The organism is Kitasatospora sp. NPDC001119 (genome assembly GCF_053598475.1).
In genome coordinates, this window is the sequence record NZ_JBSFKI010000011.1 from 214,787 (window position 1) to 238,465 (window position 23,679).

A 23,679-nucleotide genomic window follows, 5' to 3' on the forward strand; every position below is an offset into this window, starting at 1 on the left:
GTACCTGGCACCGCCACCAGGCATCTTTTTTCACATGGTGAACGCACGTCACCTCGGTCGGAACGCCATGACCGGCAACCGGCGTTGCCGGTTCTGCCGGTGCGGCCGGCCCCGGGGAGGGATCGGCGGCGGGGGCGACGGAGGAGCCGGCGGAGGGGGCCGGGGGAGGGGCGGGCAGCGGAGGCGGCGCCGGGTGCGGCGGGGGCGCTGTGGCACGATGCCCGCGGGCCGGCCACCACGGGCGGCCCCCTGCACGTGAGGAGAGACCACCCATGATCGAGACCGCCACCGACTTCGCCCGGCCCGCCGGGGAGCCCGTGTTCCGGCCCGCCACGCCCGCCGACGTCCCGGCGCTGGTCGCGCTGGTCGAGTCCGCCTACCGGGGCGATTCCAGCCGGGCCGGGTGGACCACGGAGGCGGACCTGCTGGGCGGCCGGCGCACCAACCCGGAGGCCGTCGCCGAGGCCGTGGGCCACCCCGACGGCGTGGTGCTGCTCGCCGAGCGGGACGGCGAGCTGGTCGCCTGCTGCCAGCTGGAGCGGCGCGGCGGGCTGGCCTACTTCGGCATGTTCTCGGTGCGTCCCGGGCTCCAGGGCGGCGGCATCGGCCGGGCCGTGCTGGCCGAGGCGGAGCGGGTGGCGGGCGAGGAGTGGGGCGTCGGCGCGATGGAGATGACGGTGATCGAGCAGCGCGCCGAGCTGATCGCCTGGTACGAGCGGCGCGGCTTCCGGCGCACCGGCGAGTTCAGCCCGTTCCCGTACGGCGACGAGCGCTTCGGCATCCCGCGGCGGCCGGACCTCCGGTTCGCGCACCTCGTCAAGGAGTTGAAGGCGGAGTCCGCGGGGAATTGACGTCCGTGTACGGAAGTTGACGGCTGTGCGGAGGCCGGGGCCGGGTCGTCCGGGCGGTCGTACCAGTAGTCGTACCGGTGGTTGACGGCCTCGGAAACGGCCCGCCCTCGGGGTTCGGTTCAGTTCCGCTGGACCGGGTTTCCGCAGGTGATCCGCCGTCAACTCGCTGAGCTGGGGCGATGCGGAGATGTCATACCTCGTTCATTATTGGTCTAGGCCAATGTGAGAGGCTGAGCGCGAACGGCCACGTTCCGTCCGCTGCCCAGGGGGGCCATTTCCGCATGCCCGTTCTCCATGGCACCGCCATGCCCGCACCCGACACCGGTCCGCGCCGGACACCCGCGGACCCCGACGGCCACCGGCTGCCCAGTCCGCCCGACGACGAGGAGCTCTACTGGTACTTCGGCCCGCAGCGCCGCTGGGTGCTGCTCTGCGCCACCCTCTCCTACGCGGGAGCCACCGCCACGCTCGGCCTGTTCGCCCTCAGCAAGCCGCTGCTCTGGCCCTTCCTGGTGCTCACCGTGCTCAACGCGGCCACCTGGCTGCTCTCGCTCACCGACGGCCAGCGCGCCCGGCGCTTCACCCGCGACTCGCACGACCTGCTGCTGCGCGCCTGGAGCCCCGCCCGCGCCCCGAGCGTGGACCTGCTGCTGCCGACCGCCGGCGAACCGCTGGCCGTCCTGGACAACGCCTACCGGTACACCGCGGCCGTCCAGTGGCCCGGTGAGCTGACCGTCCTGGTCCTCGACGACGCCGGCCGCCCCGAGGTGCGCGAACTCGCCGAGTCCTACGGCTTCCGCTACCACGCCCGCCCCGACCGGGGCCGGTTCAAGAAGGCCGGCAACCTCAACCACGGCCTGGCCGAGGGCACCGGCGAGATCGTCGCCGTCCTGGACGCCGACTTCTGCCCCCGCCCCGACTTCCTGCACCACCTGGTGCCCTACCTCGACAACCCCGGGGTCGGCATCGTGCAGAGCCCGCAGTGCTTCGACACGGACGCCGACATGTCCTGGCTCGAACGCGCCGCGGGAGCGACCCAGGAGATCTTCTACCGCTGGATCCAGCCCTCCCGGGACGCGCAGGACGGCACCGTCTGCTGCGGCACCAACGCCCTGTACCGCCGCGCCGCGCTGCAGCGGATCGGCGGCTTCGCCGAGATCGACCACAGCGAGGACCTCTACACCGGCCTGGCCCTCGCCCGCGCCGGATGGTCCACCCGCTACGTCCCCGCGCTGGTCGCCAAGGGCATGTCGCCCACCGGCCTGCCCGCCTTCATCAGCCAGCAGTACCGCTGGTGCCTCGGCTCCCTGGCGCTCGTCCGCGACCCGGACTTCCGCCGCGGCCCGCTGCCGAAGTCCGCCCGGCTCTGCTTCTGGAACGGCATCCTCGGCTACGTCACCAGCGCGGTGAACGTCTTCGCCGTACCGCTGCCCGCCCTGATCATGCTGTTCTTCCGGCCCGAGGAGATCCAGCCCTGGCAGGTGCTGCCGTTCCTGCCGCCGATCTGGGTCGCCCTGGTGCTGCTGCCCGCGATGTCCCGGACCCGCTGGCGCTTCGAGGTCACCCGGGTCCAACTCCTCGGCGGGCTCTGCCACGTGGTCGCCATCGCGCACGCGCTGCGCCGCCGCTCCGCCGACTGGGTGCCCACCGGCGCCGTCTCCGGCGGCAGCACGCTCGCCCGCACCGTCGCCCGGATCGGGGTCGCCTGGCTCGGGCTCGTCGTCCTCGCGGGCGCCGCCGGGCTGGTCCGGGCCGCGCTGCTGTACGGCTGGCGGCCGTACTGGGCGCTCGCCGGACTGCTCGCGCTCACCACCTACACCATGGTCCCGCTGATCCGGGAGCTGTGGCCGCTGCTGAACGGGACCAACGGGGGCAAGGGCGCCGCCGTCGGTGAGGTCGCCGCGCCCGCACCGGGCCGCTCCGACCTCGGGTTCGGACGGGCCGAGGCCGTCGCCGTCACCGCCGCGCTGCTGCTGTGCGGGCTGCTGGCCTCCGGCTGGGCCGACCCGCTGATCTTCTGACGGACCGTCACTTCCACTGCAACACCTGCCTGTTGCGTTTCCTTGCGCGTCGCCCCACCGGCGCGGACACCGCCCGGCCGCCCCATCGGCCCGGCGGGCCCGACAAACCGCTGCCAGCCCTGCAAGGAGCACCGCCGTGTCAACGGCCGTACCACCACCGTCGTCGTCCTCCTCTTCCGCTGACGTCCAGCCCTCCGTTCCGACCTCCGCCGCGTCCGGCCCAGGCGTCGACCTGCTGCCCGGCGTCGTCCGGGTCGACCGGGAACTCGCCGCCCCGCAGCGCGCCACCGTCGCCGAGAGCGGGCAGGCCCGCCGGCGCACCGCCTTCCGCCCCGACATCGAGGGGCTGCGCGGCGTCGCCGTGCTCTCCGTCCTCGCCTTCCACTCCGCCGTCCCCGGCCTGACCGGCGGCTTCGTCGGCGTCGACGTCTTCTTCGTCATCTCCGGCTTCCTGATCACCGGCCTGCTCGTCGGCCGCCCGCTCGGCCTGTGGGACTTCGCCGCCCGCCGCGCCCGGCGGATCCTGCCCGCCGCCGCCACCGTGCTCGTCGCCACCGCCGTCGCCGGCGGCGCCCTGCTCGACCCGCTGCGCGGCACCGACCTCGCCCGCGACCTGATCGCCTCCGCCGGACAGTTCGCCAACTGGCGCTTCGTCGGCCAGCGGACCGACTACCTGGCCGCCGAACACGACCCCAGCCCGCTGCAGCACTTCTGGTCGCTGGGCGTGGAGAACCAGTTCTACCTGCTCTGGGGCGTGCTGCTGCTCGGCCTCGCCCGCTACCTGCACGGGCGCCGCCGCACCCTCGCGATCACCCTCGCCACGGTGGCCGTCGGCGGCGTCTCCCTGGCGCTCTGCCTGCGCTGGACGGCCACCTCCGCGCCGCTCGCCTACTTCTCCACCGGCAGCCGGCTCTGGGAGTTCGCGGCCGGCGCCTGCGCGGCGCTGGCCGGCCCGGCCCTGCTCTCCCGCGCCGAGCGGCGCCCGGTGGTGTGGTCGCTGCGGGTGGTCGGCTGGCTCGGCCTCGCGGCCGTGCTCGCACCGGTGGTCCTGTACGACCGCGAAACCCCCTTCCCCGGTGCCGCCGCGCTGCTGCCCGTTCTCGGCACCGCCGCCGTCCTGCTCGCCGGACACGGCGCCGGGCACGGCGGCCCCGGCGCCGCCGACGCCGGGCGGCTGCTCGCCACCCGCCCGCTGCGCGCCGCCGGACGGCTCTCGTACGCCTGGTACCTGTGGCACTGGCCGGTGCTGACCATCGCCCAGGCCCGGTACGGCGCCCTGCCCTGGACCACCCTGCTCGCGCTCACCGCCGCCAGCGCGCTGCCCGCCTGGCTCACCCTGCGGCTGGTCGAACAGCCGCTGCGGTACGGCAGCAGCCCGGCACCCCGGCGCGGGCTCGCCGTCGGCGCCAGCGCCCTGGTCATCCCGCTGATCGCCGCGCTCACCCTCGGCGGCGGCACCGTACGGGCCCTCGGCGACCCCTCCTCCGGGCCCGTCGCGGCGCCCGCCGGAGCCGCCGACGGCCCGGGCCTGCTCGCCCCCGGCACCCGGGTGCTCACCCTGACACCCTCGCTGGCCCGGGCCCGGGAGGACTTCCCGCCCGGCAAGGGCTGCGAGATCCCGCTCAACGCCGACAGCAGCCCGCGCTGCCTCTTCGGCGCCGAGGACAGCCCCGACCGGATCGTGCTGCTCGGCGACTCGCACGCCGGGCAGTGGATCTCCGCCGGCCTCGCCCTCGCCGAGCAGCGGCACTGGGCCCTGGAGGTGCTGGTCAAGCCCGGCTGCCCGCTGGCCACCCTCACCGTGCGCAACAACGTGCTCGGCCGGACCTTCGAGGAGTGCGACCGCTGGCGCGAGAACACCCTCACCCGGCTGGCCTCCGGGCCCAAGCCGCGGCTGGTCCTGATGGCGGGCCTCAACCGCTACGGCAGCCCGGAGGAGCGCACCGAGGGCTGGACCCGCACCCTGGACCGGCTCACCGCGCTCGGCGCCCCGCTCGCCTACCTCGGCGACACCCCGATGCCCGGCAAGGACATCCCGACCTGCCTGGCCGCCTCCGACGGGCGCTCCGACGCCTGCTTCTTCCCGCGCGACACCGCCTTCGAGCCCGACCCCGTACTGGACGGCGGGCTCGCCGCCCGGTACGGGGTACGGACCCTCGACCTCGGCCCGCTGCTCTGCCCCGGCACCGGGCCCTCCTGCCCGGCCGTGCTGGAGGGCGTGGTGCTGTACCGGGACACCGGTCACATCACCGACACCCTGGCGCGGGTGCTGGCGCCCCGGCTGGACAGGGGGCTGCTGGGCGCCCCGGGGGCGTCCGCGGCTCCGGCGGGTCCGGGCGCTCCGGCCGCGTCTGCGGCTCCCGGGCCGACGTCGGACCGGCCGGTCCAGCAGATTCAGCCGGAGCTGCCGGGTCAGCCGGTTCAGCCGTAGAGGCTGTGGCAGACCCGGGCCTGGTCCGAGCCGGGCGGCCAGTGGCCCGCCCGCTCGGCCTGGTCGCAGATGGTGTTCTGGCCGCCGCCCGCCCCGGTACTCGCCGGGGCGGGCGCGCCCGACGGGCCACGGGCCGGCGTGCTGGTGTGCGGGCTGTGCCCCGGCTTGGGGCGCGCACTCGCCGAGGCGTGCTGGGCGTCGGGCGTCGCGCTGCCCCCGGCACCGGGCGCGGCCGTCGCCGTGCCCGGCCCGGTCACCGGGACCGCCGCGCCCGGGGTGGGCGGCGGCAGCGGGGACGGCGCCGGCGTGACCGGCGACGGGGAGACCGGCAGCAGCCGCGCCGCCGTCGAGTCCGAGGCGGTGGGTGAGGCGTCCGGCAGCGCCGCCACGCTGAGCTCGTCACCCGACCCCGGCCCGCACATCGCCAGGACGGACGCCAGCACGGCGCCCGTGCCGACCATCGCGGCCGTCCAGGCCTTGCGCGACAGGCGCCTCGGCGGTGTGGCGGTGGACCACGGCGGTAGCGGATCTGTCGGAACCGGCGGCGGCTGCCAAGCGTTCTGCGGCCACTGCCACTGCCCTCCGGTGGGCTGCCCAGTCATGTGCTCGTCCTTCCAGCGGCCCCCCTAGAACCTTGCTGTGCTCAACGAGCGCGCCGACGCCGGGACATGACCCGGAAGAGGGGTCTGGACGGGCGTTGATTGCCACCGCGCCACATGCTGGGGGGCATGGAGACCAACAGCACGGCCACCCCCCTGGTCGAGGTGGCCGAGTTCCGCACCGACAGCCGCTACCGCCTCGTCCGCTTCGAGGGCCACGGCTGGGAGCCGCTCGCACCGGAGGAGTTCGAGCCGCGCGTCCACCAGCTCTTCCCCGACCTCGACCCGCGCGACCCCCAACGGGTCCACTGGGCCGACCGCCCCTGGGAATGGCCGGCCTGGCACGCCGGCGAGGCCTGAACGCGGTCCGACTGGGCCCGAACGCGGCCTGACGGGGCCCGAACCCCGGTTTGACGAGGTCTGAACGGCTCGGCGCGGGATCGGCACCCCGCGACTTCGTTACGCTGGGCGGGTGAGTGTGGATCACTTCTGGCGCCGCCTGCCGGGTCAGGCCGTGGACACCTGCTCGCCGGAGGAACTCGGCGAACTCGTGCCCCGCGACCGCGACCTCCGGTACGACCGGCTGGCCGCCGCCGGGCTCGCCCTCGGTGTGCGGCGCACCGCCGTCCTGATGGAACTCGCGCTCACCGAGAACGGGCTGCACCCCGACCCGGCCGCCCGACTGCCCGTCTACGGCGGCGGGCGGCACGAACCGGACGGGGCACTGCCGTGCGGCGCCATGCCGGTGCTGCGCCCCGAACAGGTCGTGGCGGCCTCCGCCTTCCTGCGCGGCTCGGCGCTCGGCGAACTCGTCCGCCAGCAGAACAGCGTGCTCGCCCGCACGGCCGCGCACCTCGGCTACCCGACGCCCTGGTCCGAGACCTGGGCGGCGCTCGTCGTCCACGACCTGCGCGAGCTGCGGGACTTCTTCGCGAGCGCGGCCGCCGCCGGGGACGCGGTGGTCGTCCGGGAGGCCGAGGAGACCGGCCGCCCGGACGCGGCGCCGCAGCGGGTCAACTCGCCGTCCAGCACGGGGGCGTGAGCCTCGGCCCCGCCCCCTACGGGCGAACCGGGCTGTGCCCGCGGCCCTTTCGGTAGGTACCGACTCGACGGGCCCGTTGGCCCGTTCGTCGGCGGCGACCACGGCCTCGATCCTCCGGGGCCACGGCGAGCGGCATTCGCGCCGTGTGCGGAGGAAGCCCCGATTGTCCGTGATTCGGGTGAGGCCGAAGCGAGGCGACACCGCCCCGGGGCCGTCGGCACGATGGCTGTGCCGGGCCGGGGAACACCGGTCGGAGACCGCGGGGGATGGTCTCCGGCCGGTCCCGCACCGTACCGGACCGGCGTCCTTCCGGGTGCCGCCACCGTGCACCCGCCTTCCCGACGACCCCTGAAAGGGGACAGTCCCATGAAGAGGATCACCGCCGCCCTCGGCGTCGCCGCACTCGCGCTCTCCATCGGCGTCGCCGCCGCGCCCGCCGCCTCCGCGCAGGCATCCGTGCGGTGCAACTACACCAGCAGCGAGCCGTTCCTGTCGTACGGCGACAACTCGACGGCCGTCAAGCAGCTGCAGTGCGAGCTCTACAACTCGATGAAGAGCAGCAACCTGACCCGCGACGGCATCTTCGGCAGCGGCACACTGAGCGAGGTGAAGAGGTTCCAGGGCTGTGTCGGCCTCCCGAAGGACGGCCTGGTCGGCCCCAGGACCTGGGCGCAGCTCGACAAGTGGACCGCGCGCTCCGGTTTCGCCTGCTGACGCTCGGTCGACTGAGGCCCGGCCCCGCCCGCACGGGGCTGGGCCTCAGCCCGTAGCGGCGGCGAGGAGCGTCAGCCCGGCCGCGGTGGCGGTGTGGATCGCCGTGTTGCGGTCCCGCAGGGTGGTGACCAGCTCGGCCGCCCGCAGTACCGTCGTGTGCTCGCCGGCGCTCGCCGCGGAGATGCGGACGGCGGCGGCGACGTCCCCGGTCGTACAGCCCTCCCGCAGGACGCGCACCGCCACGTTCAGCTCCACCATCGCCGCCATCGCCCCCGCGACCCTGGTGCGCGCCAGGTCCTCGCCGGTGAAGTGGAACCGGAACGCCATCCCGCCTCCTGTGATGGGGAGCTGACTGAGAGTCAGTTCCCGTCCATGATGCCAGGGGAAGCCGTGGACGGGAGGGGCAGGCGCAGCTGCGACGACCGGGGTGCGATCGGATGGATGCGAAGCGCCCGCGCCGCCACGCGGTGATCCTGGCCCGCGCCATCGCGGCCTTTTCGCCGCGCTGCTGTCGAGCAGGACCCCGCCCCCCGGGCCACGCGACCGGGTCAACGAGGGGTGCGGATCCGGGGGGCCCGACCTACGGTGAGGATCGGGACGCCGGGCGGCCGTACGCCGCCGGTGGCGCCCCCCACCGTCGGCGATGGCCCGCTCGCCGGGCGCCCGCACTGTGCGGGTCCGGTCCCGTACGGAATCGCCGAATCCGGTCATTCGGAAACCAGACACTCGTCGTCATGACGAGTGGGAGGCATCATGAGAAAGCTCCCGGTCGCACTGGCCCTGATCCCCGCCGCCGCGCTGATCACGTCGTGCTCCGACAACGGGGGAGCGGCGTCCGGCGGCAGCACCGCCGCGCAGAAGCCCGCCGTCGTCACCGCCGAGCCCGTGCAGTCCCAGGCACCCCAGTCCCAGGCCGCCCAGGCGCCGCAGACGCAGGTGAAGGTGGTGACGGACGGGCTGGGAGACCCGTTCGAGCTCGCCTACGCCCCCGACGGCCGGCTCTGGGTCAGCGAGAAGTCCGGGCTCAAGATCACCCGGGTCGACCCGCAGAGCGGCGCCAAGAGCACCGCCCTCGACCTCACGGGAAAGGCCTTCCACAGTCAGGACGGACAGGACGGCGTCCTGGGCTTCGCGTTGCACCCGGACTTCGGCAAGGGCAAGGGCAGCGACTACCTCTACCTCGCCTACACCTACAAGAACGGCAACGACTCGGCCACGAAGATCGTCCGCTACACCGCGAAGGACGGCGTGCTCTCCGACGAACAGCCCATCCTGACGGGGCTGCCGGGGCACAACCAGCACCAGTCGGCCCGGATCCGGTACGGACAGGACGGCAAGCTCTACTACTCGATCGGCGACCAGGGCCACAACTACATGGCCGACTACTGTCTGCCGAACCACGCGCAGGACCTACCGACCGCCGCCCAGGTCGCCGCCTCGGACTGGTCGCTGTACCAGGGCAAGGTGCTCCGCATCAACCCGGACGGCTCCGTCCCCGACGACAACCCCGAGCTGAACGGCGCCCGCAGCCACATCTACGCCTACGGCATGCGCAACCCGGACGGCATGGACTTCGGCGGCAAGGACCTCTACACGGCCGAGAACGGCCCGCTCACCGACGACGAGTTCAACCTCATCACGAAGGGCGGCAACTACGGCTGGCCCAACGTCGCCGGGTGGAAGGACGACAAGGCGTACGTCTACTCCAACTGGTCGCAGGCCAAGGGCGGTTGCGAGAAGCTCACCTACAACCCGGACCCGAACACGCCGCCGGCCGAGGTGCCGACGACGAAGGAGACGGACTTCACCAAGGACATGGTCTCCCCGCTCAGCACGTACGGGACGACCGTCGAGAGCGGGCACAACTTCGGCACCACGCCGGTCTGCCCCGACGCCGCCTCCGCCTACATGTGCTGGCCGACCATGGCGCCCGGCAGCCTCAAGGTGTACGGGGACGACGTCCTCGTCACCTCGCTGAAGAACGGCACCGTCTTCCGGCTCTCCAAGGACGGCAAGAAGTACGAGGAGCTCTTCCGGACCGTCAACCGCTACCGCGACGTCGCCCTCAGCCCGGACGGCAAGACGCTGTACATCGCCACCGACAGCGAAGGCCAGCACATGGTCCGCGGCGACGGCGGTACCCCGACCACCCACCTGGCGAATCCGGGCGCGATCCTCGCCGTCCCCTACGACCACAACACGACGCAGTGAAGCCCCGACACGGAGGTGAGACAGTCATGACCCGTCACGAGGAACAGCCCAGGCGTGCCCGGCAGTCCCGGGAGCGCACCACCGACCGGCCGAACACCCCGACGGAAGGCGCCCGTTGGCGCAAGCCGAGCTACCAGGTGGTGGAGGCGTCTCTGGAGGTCTCGGCGTACTACCTCGCCAAGCGGTAGCGGCCACCGCACCGCACTGGTAGGACCACCACTCGAAGAGGGAGGAAGCGCTGTGCGACTGCACGTACTCGGTACGGCAGCCGGCGGCGGTGTCCCGCAGTGGAACTGTGCGTGCCCCGGCTGTGCCGGGGCACGCGCGGTTCCGTCGCGCCGGCGGCTGCACGCGTCCGTCGCCGTGGAGACCGAGCCCGGCCGGGTGTACCTCGTGAACGCCACACCGGACATCGCCGAACAGATCGAGCGCTGCCCCTGGCTGCACCCCGAGGGCCGGCGCACCCGGCTGTCCGGCGTGATCCTCACGGACGCCGAACTCGACCACACGCTCGGCCTGGCGCGGCTGCGCGAGGCCGACGAACTGGAGGTCATGGCGACCGACGCGGTCCGGGACGCCGTGCACAAGGGACTCGGCCTCGGCGAGGTCCTCGCGCCCTACACCCGCCTGCGCTGGCGGGACTTCGACGGCGTCGCGCTCGAACCGCTCTCCGGCAAGCGCCCCCGCTACGCCCGGGACGCCTGCGACGGGGACTGGGTGAGCGCCCTGCGGGTGGGCGGACTGCTCTACGCGCCGTCGACCGGCGTCTGGACCGACGGCTTCGGCGAGGACGCCGACCTGGTCCTGGTCGACGGCACCTTCTGGGACGACGAGGAGCCGCGCACCGCCGGGTTCTCCACGAAGTCCGCCACCGGGATGGGCCACCTGCCCGTGCTCGCCACCCGCGACCGGCTCGCCGCCCTGTCCGCCCGGTGCCTCTACACCCATCTGAACAACACCAACCCGCTCGTCGACCCGGACTCCCCCCTCCACGAGGAGCTGGCGGACCGGGGCCTCGGGGTGGCTGCGGAAGGAGCGGTCCTCACATGGTGACGACCTTCGAGAGCGAGCTCAGGGCCGTGCCCGAGCGCCGCTACCACCACCGGCACCCCTTCAACCTGAGGATGCACCAGGGGCTCCTGCTGCCGGAGGAGCTGCGCACCTGGATCCTCAACCGCTTCCACTACCAGCGGCACATCCCGGTCAAGGACGCGCTGATCCTCGCCAAGCTGGAGGACCCCGCCCTGCGCCGGCTGTGGATCCGCCGGATCACCGACCACGACGGCGGCGACGGCGACGAAGGCGGCATCGAGCGCTGGCTGCGGCTCGGCGAGGCGGCCGGGCTCGACCGCGCCGACCTGCTCTCGGGCCGCGGGGTGCTGCCCGGAGTGCGGCTCGCCGTCGACGGCTACGTCAACCTCTGCCGCCACGGCACGCCCCTGGAGGCCGTGGCCGCCTCGTTGACCGAACTGTTCGCGCCGGACCTGATGGCCACCCGGATCGCCGCTTTCGAGCGCCACTACACCTGGATCGAGCCCGTGGGCCTCGCCTACTTCAGGACCCGCGTCGGCCAGGGCCGCCGGGACAGCGACGAGGCGCTGTCCCTGGTGCTGTCCTGGGCCCGCACCCGGGCCGAGCAGGAGGCCGCCATCGCGGCGCTCTCCTACAAGTGCGAGCTGCTGTGGACCCTCCTCGACGCCGTCGAACGGGCCCCGGCGTGACCTGGCGACCGGCCCTGAGCGGGTACGCGCGGCTGCGCCACTGCCCGGTGCGGAACAGCACGCTGCTGGTCGTCCCGGAGCGCATCGTCGTCCTCAGTGCCGAGGCGGCCGCGATCGTCGGACTGTGCGACGGCACCCGGACCGTACCGGAGATCACCACCGAGTTCCCGGTCGAGGGGGCCGACGACGTCGTGGTCTTCCTCGACGACCTGAAGGAGCGGGGATGGCTGCGGTGAACCCGCCCTGGGCCATGCTGGCCGAACTCACCCACGGCTGCCCCCTGCGCTGCCCGTACTGCTCCAACCCGCTCGAACTCACCTCCCGCAGAGCAGAACTGACGACAGATCAGTGGCTGGACGTGCTGATGCAGGCCGGTGAACTCGGGGTCGCGCACGTCCACCTGTCGGGCGGCGAACCGCTGTTGCGGCGCGACCTGACCGAGATCGTCGCGGGGGCCGACCGCGCCGGGATCTACGCCCAGCTCGTCACCAGCGGACTCGGCCTGACCCGGGAGCGGCTGGCCGCGCTGACCGCGGCCGGGCTGCCCAGCGTCCAGCTCTCCGTCCAGGGCGCCGACGCCGCCTCCTCCGAGCTGATCGCCGGACGCCGGTCGTTCGCGGCGAAGGAGCGGGCCGCCGCGCTGGTCCGCGAGGCCGGACTGCCGCTGGGCCTCAACGTCGTCCTGCACCGCCTGAACCTCGACGACATCGACGCGATCGTGGACCTCGGCATCGCCTGGGGCGCGGTGCGCATCGAACTCGCCAACACGCAGTTCTACGGCTGGGGACTGGCCAACCGGGCCGCCCTCATGCCCACCCGGGACCAGCTGGACCGCGCCCGGGAGGCCGTCGAGCGCCGACGGCGGCGGACCGGCGTCGAACTCGTCTGGGTCGTCCCCGACTACTTCGACGGCGTCGCCAAGCCCTGCATGGGCGGCTGGGGCGCGGTCTCCCTGACCGTCGCCCCCGACGGCCGGGTCCTGCCCTGCCCCGCCGCCTACGACCTCCCACTGGACCTGCCGAACGTCCGCGACCACGCCCTCGCCTGGATCTGGTCCGAGTCGTCGGCCTTCCGGGCCTACCGCGGCACCGACTGGCTGCCCGAGCCCTGCGCCTCCTGCGCCCTCCGGGAGGTCGACTTCGGCGGCTGCCGCTGCCAGGCCTTCGCCCTCACCGGCGACCCGGGGCGGACCGATCCCGCGTGCGCGCTGTCGCCCGACCACGGCCTGATCACGGAGCTCGCCGCCCGGCAGGACGGGGAGCTCGTCTACCGGGATCCGGCCGGCCGCTGAGGCTCCGCTCCGCAGGCCGTCGTCCCCGGTCCGGCCGGCCCGTCGCCCGTCCGGTGTTCGGGTTCAGGTGGCGCTTGCGTGGTCCTGCGTGGCGCCGAGCAGCCGCCGGACGGCCTGCCGGGCGTGGTCCAGCGGCTCGGGGTCGCGCCGGACGGAGGCGAGCAGGACGGCGCCCTCCACCAGGGCGAGGGTCTGCCCGGCGGCGACCCGGGCCTCCGCCGGGCCGAAGCCCTCGCCCTCCAGTCGGTCGGCCAGGATCCGCTGCCAGCCCGCGTACAGCTCGGCGCAGAGCGCCCGCAGCGCCTCGTTGGTGCCGGACACCTCCAGGGCGACGGTGGCGATCGGGCAGCCGCTGGTGTACCGGGAGCGCTCCAGCCGTTCGGCGAAGGCGTCGATCAGCCGCCCGGCGAGGGTGACGGTGCCGGCGCCCTCGCCGGCCAGGGAGGCGAGCAGCGCCTCGACCTCCTGGCCGGCCTGGGTGAGCGCGGAGGCCACCAACTGGTCCTTGCCGCCGGGGAAGTGGAAGTAGAGCGAGCCGCGCGGGGCGCCGGTGGCGGCGACGATCCGGTTGAGCCCCGTCCCGAAGTAGCCCTGCGCCTCGATCAGTTCCCTGGTGCCGGCGATCAGCCGGGCCCGGGTCTCCTCACCCTTGACTCCCATGCGGCGATAGTAGACCGGTCTGCATATTCGTGTCGACGGGCCTTCGAGCCTCCCTTGAGCGATGGTTGACCGATCGTCAGAAACGGTACTGGGGCGGGTAGCCGGTCCAGTGCAGCTCCTCCGGCAGGTGGCCCTGATCGTTCAGCAGCAGGACGGCGGGCGGCCGTCCGGGCGTGTAGCGCAGGACGGTCAGTGCCGCGTTGGCGGCGTTGACGCCGAGCCACCGCCAGGCCGGGGCGTCCAGGGCGTGCCGGACCAGCCAGCCGACCAGGAAGGCGTGGGTGACGACCAGTTCGTGCCGCTCCTCGCGGCCCGGCACCGGCCCGGTGAACCGTTCGACGGCCCGCCGCGCCAGCACCGCGCCCTCCTCCCGCTCCGCCGCCGTGGTTCCCCCGAGGAAGTCCAGCAGGAACCGCGCGCCGTCGTCGGGCAGTTCGTCCCGCGCGGGCACGTACGGAACGAAGTCCCCGGCCTCCTCGGAGGGTTCCGGCCGCACGCCGGTCAGCTGCTCCGCGACCAGCCGCGCGGTCTCGGCCGCCCGGGGCAGCGGGCCGTGGTGCAGCACCGAGACCGGGCGGCCGGCCAGCCGCCGGCCCAGCAGCGCGGCCTGCCGGCGCCCGGCGGCGGTGAGTCCGCTGTCGTCGCCGTGGGACTCGGCCTCGCCGTGGCGGGCCAGGTAGAGGTAGCGGGTGGCGGTGTCGGTCATGCCGTGGGACTCCTCGGGAGGGACGAAGATCATGTCGTCCCGAGTGACACACCGGGGGCCGCGCCCGGTTCCGGCTCAGCCCGTGGAGGCCACGTCCGCGTGGGCCCGGCCCGCGTGGGCCTCGTCCAGCAGCGCCAGCTCCTCCGCCGACAGCCGCAGCGCCCCGGCGGCGATGTTCTCCTCCAGGTGCGCCACGTCGCCGGTGCCCGGGATGGCCAGCACGTGCGGGCCGCGGTGCAGCGTCCAGGCCAGCCGGACCTGGGCGGTGCTCGCCCCGCGTGCCTCGGCCACCGCCCGGACCTGGGCGGGCTCGGCCTCCCCGGCGCCGTCCTGCCGCCCGGCCCCGGCGATCGCGTAGAAGGGGACGAAGGCGATGCCCCGCTCCCCGCAGATCCGCAGCAGCTCGTCCTGCTCCGGCGTGGCGCCGATGCCGTACGGGTTCTGCACGCAGACCACCGGCGCGATGGCCTGAGCCTCGGCGAGCTGGTGCGGGTGGACGTTGGACAGGCCCAGCTGCCGGATCAGCCCGGCCTCGCGCAACTCGGCCAGCGCGCCGAAGCGTTCGGCGACCGAGTCGGTGCCGAGGATGCGCAGGTTCACCAGGTCGAGGTGGTCGCGGCCGAGCTGGCGCAGGTTCTGCTCGACCTGGGCGCGCAGCCGCGCGGGGGTGCGGGCGTGCTCGACCCACTCGCCGTCGATGCCGCGGCCGGGGCCGACCTTGGTGGCGATCACCAGGTCGTCGGCGTACGGCGCGAGCGCCCGGTTGATCAGCTCGTTGGCGGAGCGCAGCGGGGAGAAGTAGAAGGCCGCCGTGTCGATGTGGTTGACGCCCAGCTCGACCGCGCGGCGCAGCACCCGCAGCGCCTGCTCACGGTCGCGCGGGACGGCGTGCGGGACGAGTGCCGGGCCGGTCTGCGGCAGGCGCATCGTGCCGAAGCCGATCCGGTGGACGGTGCGGTCGCCGAGCTTCCAGGTGCCGGCGGCGGCTGCGGTGGTGGCTGCGGTGGCGGTGGCGGTGGCGGTGGCGGTGCTGTCGGACGTCATGCCGGTCATGATCGCTACTGAACCGGCCTGACCGCCAGTGATTCGAACTTGTCCATGAAGATGGGGGCGGGGGCCGCGTTGGGGGAGGGGTGGCCGGGCGTTCCGCCGTCCGTCGTCATGTCGGCCGGGCGCACCGGTGTCGGCGGCGAGGGCGCGTCCCGCCGACCGTAGCGTGCGGGACATGACACCCCAACGGCACCCCCGGCACCCCCGGCACTCCCGCACCCGACAGGCCGTCCTCGCCGCCGCGCTGCTCGGGGCCGCCCTCGGCGCCGTCGCGCTCACCGGGGCACCGGCACGACCGTCCGCCGCCCGGCTGCGCCCGGCCGGTGCGCCGCCGACCGTGTACGCGCACCGCGGCGCCTCCTCCGCCGCGCCCGAGAACACCCTGGTCTCCGACGAGGTGGCCCGGCGGGCCGGCGCCGAGTGGATCGAGGACGACGTCCAGCCCAGCAGGGACGGCGTCCCGTACGTGCTGCACGACGACACGGTGGACCGCACCACCGACGGCACCGGCCGGATCCGCGAGCTGACCGCCGCCCAGCTGGACGCGCTGGACGCCGGCTCCTGGTTCGCCCCCGCCTACGCGGGCACCCGGCTGCCGACCCTGGCCGCCCAGCTGGAGGACCTGCGCACCCGCGGCGGCAGGCTGCTGCTGGAGATCAAGGGCCCGCACAGCCGCGACGAGGTCGCCCGGATCGTCCAGGAGGTGCGCGACCACGGCATGGCCGACCGGGTCCTCGTCCAGAGCTTCGAGGTGGACGCCCTGCGCCACACCCGCGAGCTGGCTCCCGAGCTGCCGCTCGGCCTGCTGCGCTCCACCCCGGACGCCGACCCGGTGGCGGTCGCCCGCGACCTCGGCCTGTCCGCCTACAACCTCGCGGACGACGCGCTGTCCGCCCGCCCCGGCGTGGTCGGGGAGCTGCACGCCGCCGGGGTGGCGGTGAACGTCTGGACGGTCGACCGGCCCGCCCGCTGGCAGGTGCTCGCGGCGGCGGGCGTGGACGGGATCATCACCAACCGCCCGGCCGAGCTGGCCGGTTGGAGCGCGGCCTGGTCGGCGCCGGGCGCCGCCGGTTAGGCTGCCGGGCGTGGAGCAGGAGAACGCGGCGGGCGCCCGGCCGGTGGACGAACAGGCCGGGGCGGACTGGATCCGCCGGCATCTCGGCGTGGTCCTGGAGCCGCAGGGCTCGCTGACCGCCTTCGACGGGCGCCTCGTCATCGACCTGGACACCCAGGTCGTCACCGTGGACGGCCGTGAGGTCCGGCTCCGCCGCTCGGACGTCAAGCTGCTGCGCGGCCTGATCGAGCTGGGCGAGGGCGTGCACGCGCCGGACAGGATCCTGTGGAAGGTCTACGACGCGTCGCTCCACCCCCACGAGCTGAGGTACCCGATGGCGCTGCTGCGGGCGAAGCTCGGCGAGCCCGACTGGATCGTGCGGACCGAGGAGGGCGGTTACGGCCTGCGGCCCCCGGAGCTGCCGTAGCCGCATACTGACGGCATGACGGGTGGAGACGGTGGCCGGGGCTCGGACCGGCGCGGGGTGCTGCGGGCGGGCGCGGCGGCGGCGCTGGCGCTGGGTGCGGCGGGGTGTACGGGCGGGAGCAGGCCGGGGGCGTCCGGGCCGAGTCCGATCACGACGACGCCGGGAACACCGACCGCAACACCCGCGCCCGAAACGCCCACGCCCACGGTCACCCCGCTGCCCCGCCCGCCCCTCTGGCAGCCCGGCCCCGGCGAGATCCAGCCCGACGTCAAGCGCCGCGCCGTCGAGCTGGTCGCCGCGCTCGGCGCCTGGCCGCCCGGCGGGCAGGGGGTGGAGGCGGCCCGGGCCCGGGTGGCGGCGCTCGGCCTGCCGCCCGCGCTGGCCGATGCCGCCGGTCCGTTGGCCCCGGCGGCGTCGGAGGCGAGCCTGGAGGTGGTGGTCGCCCAGTACGGCGGCATCCTCGACGACTCGGCGAGCGTGCTGGTGGTGTGCCGCCAGTGGACCCGCGGCCCGGACGGCTCGGTGGCCGAGGGCGGCACCACGGTGGACGTCCGGCTGGGCCGGGCCGAGCCGCGCTGGACCGTCACCGACCTGCGTCCGGGGGTCGCGGGCCCGGCGGCCGCCGCGCCGTCGCCCGCGGTGGCCCGGGTGCTGGCCGAGCCCCGGATCGAGCTGCCGCCGGAGGCCGCCGCCGACCTGCGCGGCGGCACGGTCCACGACAGCGTGCTGGAGGCGATGCTGCGGCTGGCCGGCCCGTACACGCTCTCGGTGAGCGTGGTGCGGACCGGCCACCCGCTGGACGTCTTCGGGACGACCCGGCCCAGCGACCATCCGCTGGGCCGGGCCTTCGACGTCTGGCGGATCGACGGCCTGGCGGTGGTGGACCCGGGTACGTCCCGGCAGCTGGTCGAGTCCTTCATGCGGGACGCGGCCGCCGCCGGTTCGTACAACGTGGGCGGCCCGGTGGCGGTCCCGGGCGGCGTCGGCAACCAGTTCTTCACCGACGACACCCACCACGACCACTGCCACGTGGGCTTCGACCACTAGGCACCGTACGTCAGTTGACGTTGACGCCGCTCCAGGCCGCCGCGACCGCGTTGTACTCGGCGCTGCCGGCGCCGTACAGGTCGCGGGCCGCGTTCAGGGAGGCGGAGCGGGCGCCCTTGTAGGTGGTGGTGGAGGTCATGTAGACGGTCAGCGCGCGGTACCAGATCTTGGCGACCTTGGCGTTGCCGATACCGGCCAGCGTGGAGTTGTTGCAGGTCGGGCTGGTGTAGGTGACGCCGTTGACGGTCTTGGTGCCGCTGCCCTCGCTGGCCAGGTAGAACCAGTGGTTGCCGACGCCCGAGGAGTAGTGGACGTCGAGCTTGCCGACGCCGCTGCTCCAGCAGTCGGCCGAGCGGCCGTCCAGCGAGGGCTTGTCGAAGCGGCGCAGCCACGGCGGGGTGGACTGGTCGCTGAACAGGTAGTCGCCCTTGTCGACGCTGTTGTTGGCGTACCACTCGACCATGGTGCCGAAGATGTCGCTGGTGGACTCGTTGAGGCCGCCGGACTCGCCGCTGTAGCGCAGGTTGGCGGTGGCGCTGGTGACGCCGTGGGTCATCTCGTGGCCCATGGTGTCGAGGTCCACCTGCTCCGGGTCGGTGGTGCCGTCGCCGTCGCCGGTCATCATGCAGAAGCAGGTGTCGGACCACTGGGCGTTGTCCCAGTTGGTGCCGACGTGGACGAAGACGGTGGCGCCCTTGCCGTCGTTCTTGATGCCGCTGCGGCCGTGGACGTTCTTGTAGTAGTCGTACGTCCAGGCGGTGTTGGCGTGGGCGTCGACGGCGGCGGTGGTGCGGTCGGAGGAGAACTTCTTTCCGTCGCCCCAGACGTTGGTGGTGCTGGTGATCGCGGTGCCGGAGGAGGCCTTGAGCGAGCTCGCGGCGACGTTGTTGGCGTCCTTGGTGACGTGGCCGCGGACCGGGTCGGTCAGGGTGTAGCCGCCGTTCGCGGCGGTGGTGTCGATGGTGACCGTGCCGGTGTACTCGGAGTTCCCGGTGCCGGCCGCCTGGTGCTCGGCGTCGTAGGACTCGATCTGCTCGCCCGTGGTGGCGTCGGTGACGACCACCTTGCCTGCTGGCTGGCCGTGCTCGCCGGTGCCCTCGACGGTGGTGCGCCAGGCCAGCCGGGGGGTGCCGTCGGCGGCCCAGACGACCAGCTCGGGGCTGCTGACGGCGTCCTTGACGCCCGGGGCGGCGGCCAGCGCGCCGGCCGCGCCGGACTGCGCGGTCACCTTGGGGACGGTCGACTTCACGGCGGCGTCGTGGGCGGCCGCGCGGGAGGAGTCCTTGAGGCGGCCCTTGGCGTCCTGGTGGACGACCAGGTCGCCGCCGACCACCGGCAGGCCCTGGAAGGTCCGGTCGAAGCGGACGTGGGTGGCACCGTCGGCGTCGACCACGACGTCCTTGAGCACGAGGTCCTGGCCGGCGCCGAAGCCGAACACCCCCGCGTTGTGGGCGACGTTGGCGCGGGCCTGGGATATCGCGGCCTCGCGCATGCCGGGGGCGGCGGAGGCGGTGGCGGCCGGGACGGTGGCGCCGGCGAGGGCGGCGACGACCACGAAGGCCGCGGCCACGCGGGCACGGCGGGAGGAGGACGTGGGGATCACTCGGACTCCAGTGGGGGTAGCTGTGCAGGGAAAGGAGCTGCGACCGAGATTGACGGGGGTCAGTCAGATTGAGCTAGAGGAAAGGTCATAACTTTGCCAAGTCGTGTCCTTGGTCGATAAAAAATGATCGGAAGTTAACAAGGGCTCTACAGTGCCGTCGTGACGATCGACTACCTGTGGCGCGGCCCGCTCACCGATCCCGAACTCGACGCCCTGCACGCCGAGGCCTTCGGCCACCCCGTGGAACCCGGCGGCCGGCTCGCCCGGCTGGAACGGCACAGCCTCGGCTGGGTCACCGCCCGCCGCACCGCCGACGGCGCCCTGCTCGGCTTCGTCAACCTCGCCTGGGACGGCGGCGCCCACGCCTTCCTGCTCGACACCGCGGTCTCCCCGGACACCCGACGGCAGGGCGTCGCCACCCGGCTGGTCGCGGAGGCCGCCGACGGCGCCCGCGCGGCCGGCTGCGCCTGGCTGCACGTCGACTTCGAGCCGCACCTGCGCCCCTTCTACCTCGACGCCTGCGGCCTGCGCCCCACCGACGCCGGGCTGCTGGCGCTCTGACACCTTGCCGCCGGCCTCCGATGCTCCGACATCGGGCCGCCGGACCTCCGGTGCTCCGACACTGGGCGGCCGGCCCGCCGAGGCTCTACGCTTCCGCCCCATGGACGGATGGGTGGGGGCCTGGACCGGCGGCCGGGCGGCGGTCCACGTGGGCGACGTCGCGGACTTCAACGCGCAGTTCTTCGCCCCCGGCATGGATCCTGCGCAGCGCCTGCGACGGCTGCGGCACGCCCACCACTACGCCTGCCTGGCCGCCTGCTACAGCCCCGAACCGGCGCTGCTGGTGCTGCCCGCCGAGGTCGCCCCGGAGTGGACCGACTGGCTGGCCCGGGAGTTGGCCTGGGGCCCGGTCGAGGTGCACGGCGGCGTGGCACCGGACCGCACGGTGGCCGAGGCCCTCGCGGACCGTCCCGCCCTGGCGGCCCGGATCGCCGACTCCGGCCGTCCGGTGGTGGGGTGGGGCCGGACGGCCGCGCAGGGCGAGGGGCCCGAGCTGGCCGCCGTCCGCCGCTACGAGTCCAAGGCCGCCGCGCACGACCTGTTCACCGCCCTCGCCCCCGGGCACCCCGGCATCCGGGTGCCGCACCAGGAGCGCCCGGGCGGCCGGCGCCGGGCGGCCCGCCGGCTGACCGCCCGCGCCGTCCGGGGCCTGACCACGGTGCTGAAGAGCCCGTACGGCGTCGGCGGCTACGGCACCGTCGTGGTGGAGCCCGCCGAACTGTTCGCCGCGGGCGGCGGCCGGGCCCTGCTGCGGCGCCTGGTCCGCACCGAACTCCTGCCCACCGACGGGGAGTTGCTGCTGGAGGAGTACGTCGACGCCGGCCCGTCCGCCCGGCTCCGCGACCTCACCCAGGACGCCCTGGTCGGCCCGGACGGTACCGTCCACCCGGTCGGCGCGGGCGCCATGGAGGTGGCCGGCACCCGCTACCAGGGCGTCACCGTCGGCCCCGGCGCGGTGCCGAGGGACGCCGCCGACACCGCCCGCCGGTTCGCCGTGGCGGTGGGGGAGCGGCTGGCCGCCGAGGGCTACCGGGGCTGGTACGACGTCGACTTCGTCACCGACCGGGAGCGCCGGCTCGCCCCCACCGAGATCAACCTGCGGCTCACCGGGCCGGCCGTCGCCCTCATGCTGCGCGCCCGCCTTGACGCGGTGTGCGGCCCCGGCCACCTGGTCCGCACCCTGGACGCGATGCCGCTCGGCGCCCGGCTCGACCAGGCCGCGCTGCACGACCACCTGGAACGGCTGCGGCCGCGCTGCGCCCGGCTCGGCGTCACCCTGCTGCCGCTGATCCCGACCGCCTCCCGCGAGCCGGAGCCCTTCGTCGGCCTCGCCCTGGCCGGGCCGGACACCGAGTCGCTGGACGCGGCCGAGGCGCTGGTCGCCGCCGCGAACCACGGGCTGGCCCGGATGTTCGAGGCGCTGCGCTGAGCCGCCGGCGACGTCGGGCGCGCCTGAGCAGCCGCCGGCGGGGTCGGACCCGCCTGAGCCGCCGCCGGGGTCCCGTCACTCCTTCCCGGCCGGCGGCCGCCAGAGCACGAAGCGCACCAGCACCAGCGCCGCGAGCATCAGCGGGACGTTGAACGCGAACACCATCGCCGTCTCGCGCGGCCAGTCGGTGGCCCTGGTGAGCCGGTAGAGGTTGTCCTGCGGCCACCAGTTGACCAGCAGCCAGGCGATCGCCAGATGGGTCAGCACCGACAGCCCGAACGGCCTGCCCAGCCGCAGGACGGCCTCGAAACCGATGGTGAGGTAGACGATCCCGGCGCCGAAGGCCAGGTTCTCGCAGAGGTACAGCAGCTGGAAGAAGCCGCGGTACGGGGAGGGGACTCCCGTGAGGTCGGTCGAGCCGGGGAAGAGCGCGAAGGTCATCGCCCAGGCCGCGAAGGCGAACACCAGGACGCAGACCACCGCCGCGCAGCCGCCGGTGAAGCCCGCGTCCCCGGAACGCCGGCCCCCGGCCTTGCCGCCGCCCTTGCCGCCGCTCCGCCCGCCCGCCTTGGCGGAGCGCGGGGCGGCGTGCTCCGGCGGGGCCGGCAGCGGCAGTGCCGCGCGGTCCAGCTTGCCCGCCCGGGTGCGCGGCAGCTCGCGCAGTGTGACGACGGCGGCGGGCACCGGGCGGCCCCTGAGCTTCCTCTCCAGGTACTGGGAGAGCGACCAGCCGTCCGCCCCGTACACGGCCGGATCGGTCACCGCGTAGCCGACCAGCCGCCGCCGCCCCGGTACCGGCTCCACGTAGACGACGGCCGCCTCCCGCACCGCCGGGTGCCCGCGCAGCGCGCCCTCCGCGTGGACCGCCGCCCGCACCCGCGCCAGCACGCCGGTCGGCCGCTCCGCGCCGAGCGGGCCGACCACGGTCGCGGCCCGGGCGGTGAACTCCAGCACGCCGTCCGCCCGCAGCACCCCGAGGTCGCCGGTCAGCAGCACCCGGCCGTCCGGGTCGAAGTCCGCGCGGACGAAGCGGCGGGCGGTGTCCGCCGGCCGGTTCAGGTAGCCGCGGGCCAGGCCGGCGCCGGCGATCGCGACCTCCCCCGTCATGCCCTGCTTGGCGGGGGTGCCGTTCGGGCCCAGCACGTACACGCGGGTGCCGGGGAAGGGCCGGCCGACCAGCGAGACCCGTTCGGCGCCCTCGGCGGCCGCGGTGCCCCGGGCGTCGAACCAGGTGCTGTCCACGGTGGCCTCGGCCAGCCCGTAGACGTTCAGCACCCTCGCCTCCCCGCCGAGCAGCCGCTGCAGGCCCAACTGCTCGTCCAGGTACCACTTCTCGGCGCCCACGGTGAGCAGCCGCACCCCGGGCAGCCTGCCGCCGGTCCGCGTCAGCAGGGCGGTCAGCCGGCGCGCGGTGCGGACGTTCAGCTCCAGGACGGTGATCCGCTCGGCGGCGACCAGGGCGGGCAGCGCGCCGAGGTCGGCGGCGCGGTCCAGGGTGAGGTTGAACGGGGTGACGACCAGGGTCGCGCCGGTGCCGAGGGCCCGGACCCAGTCGGCGGTGAAGACGTCGAACTCCAGGCTCGCGGTCTGCAGGATCCGGTCCTCGGCGGTGAGCCCGTACACCTCGCGCCAGCCCTCGTACGCGGCCAGCAGGTTGCGGTGCTCGATCAGCGCGCCGAGGGGCAGGCCGGTGGAGCCGGAGGTGTAGAAGACGCAGGCGAGGTCGGCGGCGGTGACCTCGGGCGGCTCGAAGGGGGCCCGCGCGGGGGCGGCCGTGTCGACGCAGACCAGCGGCGCCCCGCCAGCGTCCGCCAGCCGGACCCGGTGGCGCTCCTCGGTGACCACCACGTCCGGTGCGGCGTCCGCCAGCACGTGCCGCAGCAGCGCGTCCGGCGCGGTGGGCTCCAGCGGCACGAACGCCGCGCCCGCCGTCAGCACGGCCAGCAGCGCCACGTACACCTCGGTGCCCCGGCCCAGCGCGACCGCCGCCCGGCCGCCCGGGGCCAGGCCGTGCTCCGCCAGCACGGCGGCCAGCCGCCCGGCCCGCTCCACCAGCTCCCCGTACGTGAGCTCCTGCCCGCCGCAGCGCACGGCCACCGCGGCCGGCGCCCGGCGGGCCCGTTCCTCGACCAGCCCATGCAGCGTGCCGGCGGCCCGTTCCCCGTCCGCGGTCATCGAGTCCCCCCTCGTCCCCCCTCGGAAAGGGCACCATCCTCCTCCCAACTCCCGCCGGGCGACAGGGTTCTGGCGCGTCCACCCCT

The 23,679-nt window shown here is 74.6% G+C and carries 24 protein-coding genes; 17 read left to right on the top strand and 7 right to left on the bottom strand.

Annotated features, from left to right (window positions below):
* Window positions 1-272: 272 nt before the first annotated feature.
* The 3 genes from ACWDD9_RS16520 to ACWDD9_RS16530 all read left to right on the top strand — a co-directional run bounded on the left by ACWDD9_RS16520 (window position 273) and on the right by ACWDD9_RS16530 (window position 5,303).
* The gene (locus tag ACWDD9_RS16520) at window positions 273-851 is read left to right on the top strand and encodes a GNAT family N-acetyltransferase (protein WP_375877005.1); all 579 of its coding nucleotides are present in this window, start codon (window positions 273-275) and stop codon (window positions 849-851) included.
* 281 nt (window positions 852-1,132) lie between these two features.
* A complete protein-coding gene (locus ACWDD9_RS16525; RefSeq protein ID WP_449811904.1) occupies window positions 1,133-2,872 on the top strand; it encodes a glycosyltransferase family 2 protein in 1,740 nt (579 codons plus the stop codon).
* Between the two features lie 136 nt (window positions 2,873-3,008).
* Window positions 3,009-5,303, top strand: coding sequence for an acyltransferase family protein (locus ACWDD9_RS16530; RefSeq protein ID WP_449811905.1), 2,295 nt, complete (start codon window positions 3,009-3,011; stop codon window positions 5,301-5,303).
* Here the strand turns inward: ACWDD9_RS16530 and ACWDD9_RS16535 are convergent.
* Complete coding sequence (locus ACWDD9_RS16535) at window positions 5,294-5,905, bottom strand: hypothetical protein (RefSeq protein ID WP_375877003.1); 612 nt, start codon at window positions 5,903-5,905, stop codon at window positions 5,294-5,296. The genes ACWDD9_RS16530 and ACWDD9_RS16535 overlap by 10 nt on opposite strands.
* 126 nt (window positions 5,906-6,031) lie before the next feature.
* Between ACWDD9_RS16535 and ACWDD9_RS16540 the strand changes: the two genes are divergently transcribed.
* From ACWDD9_RS16540 to ACWDD9_RS16550, 3 genes are all read left to right on the top strand, one after another.
* Window positions 6,032-6,262 (top strand): hypothetical protein, encoded by a 231-nt coding sequence (locus ACWDD9_RS16540; RefSeq protein WP_049654693.1) that lies wholly within the window; start codon window positions 6,032-6,034, stop codon window positions 6,260-6,262.
* Between the two features lie 112 nt (window positions 6,263-6,374).
* Window positions 6,375-6,944: a hypothetical protein gene (locus ACWDD9_RS16545; RefSeq protein ID WP_375877002.1), complete on the top strand. Its 570-nt coding sequence runs from the start codon at window positions 6,375-6,377 to the stop codon at window positions 6,942-6,944.
* A gap of 366 nt (window positions 6,945-7,310) precedes the next feature.
* Window positions 7,311-7,658, top strand: a complete 348-nt coding sequence (locus tag ACWDD9_RS16550) for a peptidoglycan-binding domain-containing protein (RefSeq protein ID WP_449811906.1) — start codon at window positions 7,311-7,313, stop codon at window positions 7,656-7,658.
* A gap of 45 nt (window positions 7,659-7,703) precedes the next feature.
* On the opposite strand, the gene ACWDD9_RS16555 is transcribed toward ACWDD9_RS16550, so the two are convergent.
* Entirely contained in the window at window positions 7,704-7,985 is a 282-nt protein-coding gene (locus ACWDD9_RS16555; RefSeq protein ID WP_449811907.1) for a hypothetical protein, read from the bottom strand.
* Between the two features lie 426 nt (window positions 7,986-8,411).
* On the opposite strand from ACWDD9_RS16555, the gene ACWDD9_RS16560 reads away from it, so the two are divergent.
* From ACWDD9_RS16560 to pqqE, 6 genes are read left to right on the top strand one after another with little or no spacing between them, the layout of a single operon-like run.
* A complete protein-coding gene (locus tag ACWDD9_RS16560; protein WP_049654681.1) occupies window positions 8,412-9,869 on the top strand; it encodes a glucose/sorbosone family PQQ-dependent dehydrogenase in 1,458 nt (485 codons plus the stop codon).
* A gap of 26 nt (window positions 9,870-9,895) precedes the next feature.
* Window positions 9,896-10,057: a pyrroloquinoline quinone precursor peptide PqqA gene (locus ACWDD9_RS16565; RefSeq protein ID WP_107418802.1), complete on the top strand. Its 162-nt coding sequence runs from the start codon at window positions 9,896-9,898 to the stop codon at window positions 10,055-10,057.
* 52 nt (window positions 10,058-10,109) lie between these two features.
* The gene (pqqB, locus tag ACWDD9_RS16570) at window positions 10,110-10,922 is read left to right on the top strand and encodes a pyrroloquinoline quinone biosynthesis protein PqqB (protein ID WP_117486598.1); all 813 of its coding nucleotides are present in this window, start codon (window positions 10,110-10,112) and stop codon (window positions 10,920-10,922) included.
* On the top strand, window positions 10,916-11,590 hold the full coding sequence (gene pqqC, locus ACWDD9_RS16575; protein WP_049654684.1) for a pyrroloquinoline-quinone synthase PqqC: 675 nt from the start codon (window positions 10,916-10,918) through the stop codon (window positions 11,588-11,590). The genes pqqB and pqqC overlap by 7 nt, the downstream gene beginning before the upstream one ends.
* The gene (pqqD, locus tag ACWDD9_RS16580) at window positions 11,587-11,826 is read left to right on the top strand and encodes a pyrroloquinoline quinone biosynthesis peptide chaperone PqqD (protein ID WP_074003662.1); all 240 of its coding nucleotides are present in this window, start codon (window positions 11,587-11,589) and stop codon (window positions 11,824-11,826) included. Before pqqC ends, pqqD begins: the two co-directional genes overlap by 4 nt.
* Entirely contained in the window at window positions 11,814-12,881 is a 1,068-nt protein-coding gene (gene pqqE / locus ACWDD9_RS16585; RefSeq protein WP_449811908.1) for a pyrroloquinoline quinone biosynthesis protein PqqE, read from the top strand. The genes pqqD and pqqE overlap by 13 nt, the downstream gene beginning before the upstream one ends.
* A 63-nt stretch (window positions 12,882-12,944) precedes the next feature.
* Here the strand turns inward: pqqE and ACWDD9_RS16590 are convergent, their stop codons facing one another.
* The 3 genes from ACWDD9_RS16590 to ACWDD9_RS16600 all read right to left on the bottom strand — a co-directional run bounded on the left by ACWDD9_RS16590 (window position 12,945) and on the right by ACWDD9_RS16600 (window position 15,291).
* Window positions 12,945-13,541 (bottom strand): TetR/AcrR family transcriptional regulator, encoded by a 597-nt coding sequence (locus ACWDD9_RS16590; protein ID WP_117486596.1) that lies wholly within the window; start codon window positions 13,539-13,541, stop codon window positions 12,945-12,947.
* A gap of 76 nt (window positions 13,542-13,617) precedes the next feature.
* On the bottom strand, window positions 13,618-14,247 hold the full coding sequence (locus ACWDD9_RS16595; RefSeq protein WP_449811909.1) for a histidine phosphatase family protein: 630 nt from the start codon (window positions 14,245-14,247) through the stop codon (window positions 13,618-13,620).
* A gap of 75 nt (window positions 14,248-14,322) precedes the next feature.
* Complete coding sequence (locus ACWDD9_RS16600; protein ID WP_449811910.1) at window positions 14,323-15,291, bottom strand: oxidoreductase; 969 nt, start codon at window positions 15,289-15,291, stop codon at window positions 14,323-14,325.
* A 181-nt stretch (window positions 15,292-15,472) separates the two neighbouring features.
* Between ACWDD9_RS16600 and ACWDD9_RS16605 the strand changes: the two genes are divergently transcribed.
* The 3 genes from ACWDD9_RS16605 to ACWDD9_RS16615 are packed head-to-tail and all read left to right on the top strand — an operon-like array spanning window position 15,473 to window position 17,825.
* Window positions 15,473-16,372, top strand: coding sequence for a glycerophosphodiester phosphodiesterase (locus tag ACWDD9_RS16605; protein WP_449811911.1), 900 nt, complete (start codon window positions 15,473-15,475; stop codon window positions 16,370-16,372).
* A gap of 10 nt (window positions 16,373-16,382) precedes the next feature.
* Window positions 16,383-16,778 (top strand): hypothetical protein, encoded by a 396-nt coding sequence (locus ACWDD9_RS16610; protein WP_449811912.1) that lies wholly within the window; start codon window positions 16,383-16,385, stop codon window positions 16,776-16,778.
* A gap of 15 nt (window positions 16,779-16,793) precedes the next feature.
* Window positions 16,794-17,825: a hypothetical protein gene (locus tag ACWDD9_RS16615; protein ID WP_449811913.1), complete on the top strand. Its 1,032-nt coding sequence runs from the start codon at window positions 16,794-16,796 to the stop codon at window positions 17,823-17,825.
* 10 nt (window positions 17,826-17,835) lie between these two features.
* Here ACWDD9_RS16615 and ACWDD9_RS16620 read toward each other — a convergent pair whose 3' ends face one another.
* A complete protein-coding gene (locus tag ACWDD9_RS16620) occupies window positions 17,836-19,428 on the bottom strand; it encodes a M4 family metallopeptidase (RefSeq protein ID WP_053112463.1) in 1,593 nt (530 codons plus the stop codon).
* A 159-nt stretch (window positions 19,429-19,587) separates the two neighbouring features.
* Here ACWDD9_RS16620 and ACWDD9_RS16625 point away from each other — a divergent pair, with 159 nt between their 5' ends.
* Window positions 19,588-19,989 carry a GNAT family N-acetyltransferase gene (locus ACWDD9_RS16625; RefSeq protein ID WP_049659195.1) on the top strand — a complete coding sequence of 134 codons (402 nt, stop codon included), beginning with the start codon at window positions 19,588-19,590 and terminating at the stop codon, window positions 19,987-19,989.
* Window positions 19,990-20,089: 100 nt separating this feature from the next.
* Window positions 20,090-21,418 carry a hypothetical protein gene (locus ACWDD9_RS16630; protein WP_387967642.1) on the top strand — a complete coding sequence of 443 codons (1,329 nt, stop codon included), beginning with the start codon at window positions 20,090-20,092 and terminating at the stop codon, window positions 21,416-21,418.
* A gap of 75 nt (window positions 21,419-21,493) precedes the next feature.
* Here the strand turns inward: ACWDD9_RS16630 and ACWDD9_RS16635 are convergent, their stop codons facing one another.
* Window positions 21,494-23,593, bottom strand: a complete 2,100-nt coding sequence (locus ACWDD9_RS16635) for an AMP-binding protein (RefSeq protein WP_387967644.1) — start codon at window positions 23,591-23,593, stop codon at window positions 21,494-21,496.
* Window positions 23,594-23,679 lie beyond the last annotated feature (86 nt).

Coding starts and splice junctions, on each gene's coding strand:
- ACWDD9_RS16600 (WP_449811910.1), bottom strand. CDS start 15,291: ATGACGTCCGACAGCACCGCCACCGCCACCGCCACCGCCACCGCAGCC.
- ACWDD9_RS16555 (WP_449811907.1), bottom strand. CDS start 7,985: ATGGCGTTCCGGTTCCACTTCACCGGCGAGGACCTGGCGCGCACCAGG.
- ACWDD9_RS16635 (WP_387967644.1), bottom strand. CDS start 23,593: ATGACCGCGGACGGGGAACGGGCCGCCGGCACGCTGCATGGGCTGGTC.
- ACWDD9_RS16520 (WP_375877005.1), top strand. CDS start 273: ATGATCGAGACCGCCACCGACTTCGCCCGGCCCGCCGGGGAGCCCGTG.
- ACWDD9_RS16540 (WP_049654693.1), top strand. CDS start 6,032: ATGGAGACCAACAGCACGGCCACCCCCCTGGTCGAGGTGGCCGAGTTC.
- ACWDD9_RS16565 (WP_107418802.1), top strand. CDS start 9,896: ATGACCCGTCACGAGGAACAGCCCAGGCGTGCCCGGCAGTCCCGGGAG.
- pqqC (WP_049654684.1), top strand. CDS start 10,916: ATGGTGACGACCTTCGAGAGCGAGCTCAGGGCCGTGCCCGAGCGCCGC.
- ACWDD9_RS16590 (WP_117486596.1), bottom strand. CDS start 13,541: ATGGGAGTCAAGGGTGAGGAGACCCGGGCCCGGCTGATCGCCGGCACC.
- ACWDD9_RS16615 (WP_449811913.1), top strand. CDS start 16,794: ATGACGGGTGGAGACGGTGGCCGGGGCTCGGACCGGCGCGGGGTGCTG.
- ACWDD9_RS16525 (WP_449811904.1), top strand. CDS start 1,133: ATGCCCGTTCTCCATGGCACCGCCATGCCCGCACCCGACACCGGTCCG.
- ACWDD9_RS16605 (WP_449811911.1), top strand. CDS start 15,473: ATGACACCCCAACGGCACCCCCGGCACCCCCGGCACTCCCGCACCCGA.
- ACWDD9_RS16550 (WP_449811906.1), top strand. CDS start 7,311: ATGAAGAGGATCACCGCCGCCCTCGGCGTCGCCGCACTCGCGCTCTCC.
- ACWDD9_RS16595 (WP_449811909.1), bottom strand. CDS start 14,247: ATGACCGACACCGCCACCCGCTACCTCTACCTGGCCCGCCACGGCGAG.
- pqqE (WP_449811908.1), top strand. CDS start 11,814: ATGGCTGCGGTGAACCCGCCCTGGGCCATGCTGGCCGAACTCACCCAC.
- ACWDD9_RS16630 (WP_387967642.1), top strand. CDS start 20,090: ATGGACGGATGGGTGGGGGCCTGGACCGGCGGCCGGGCGGCGGTCCAC.
- ACWDD9_RS16560 (WP_049654681.1), top strand. CDS start 8,412: ATGAGAAAGCTCCCGGTCGCACTGGCCCTGATCCCCGCCGCCGCGCTG.
- ACWDD9_RS16535 (WP_375877003.1), bottom strand. CDS start 5,905: ATGACTGGGCAGCCCACCGGAGGGCAGTGGCAGTGGCCGCAGAACGCT.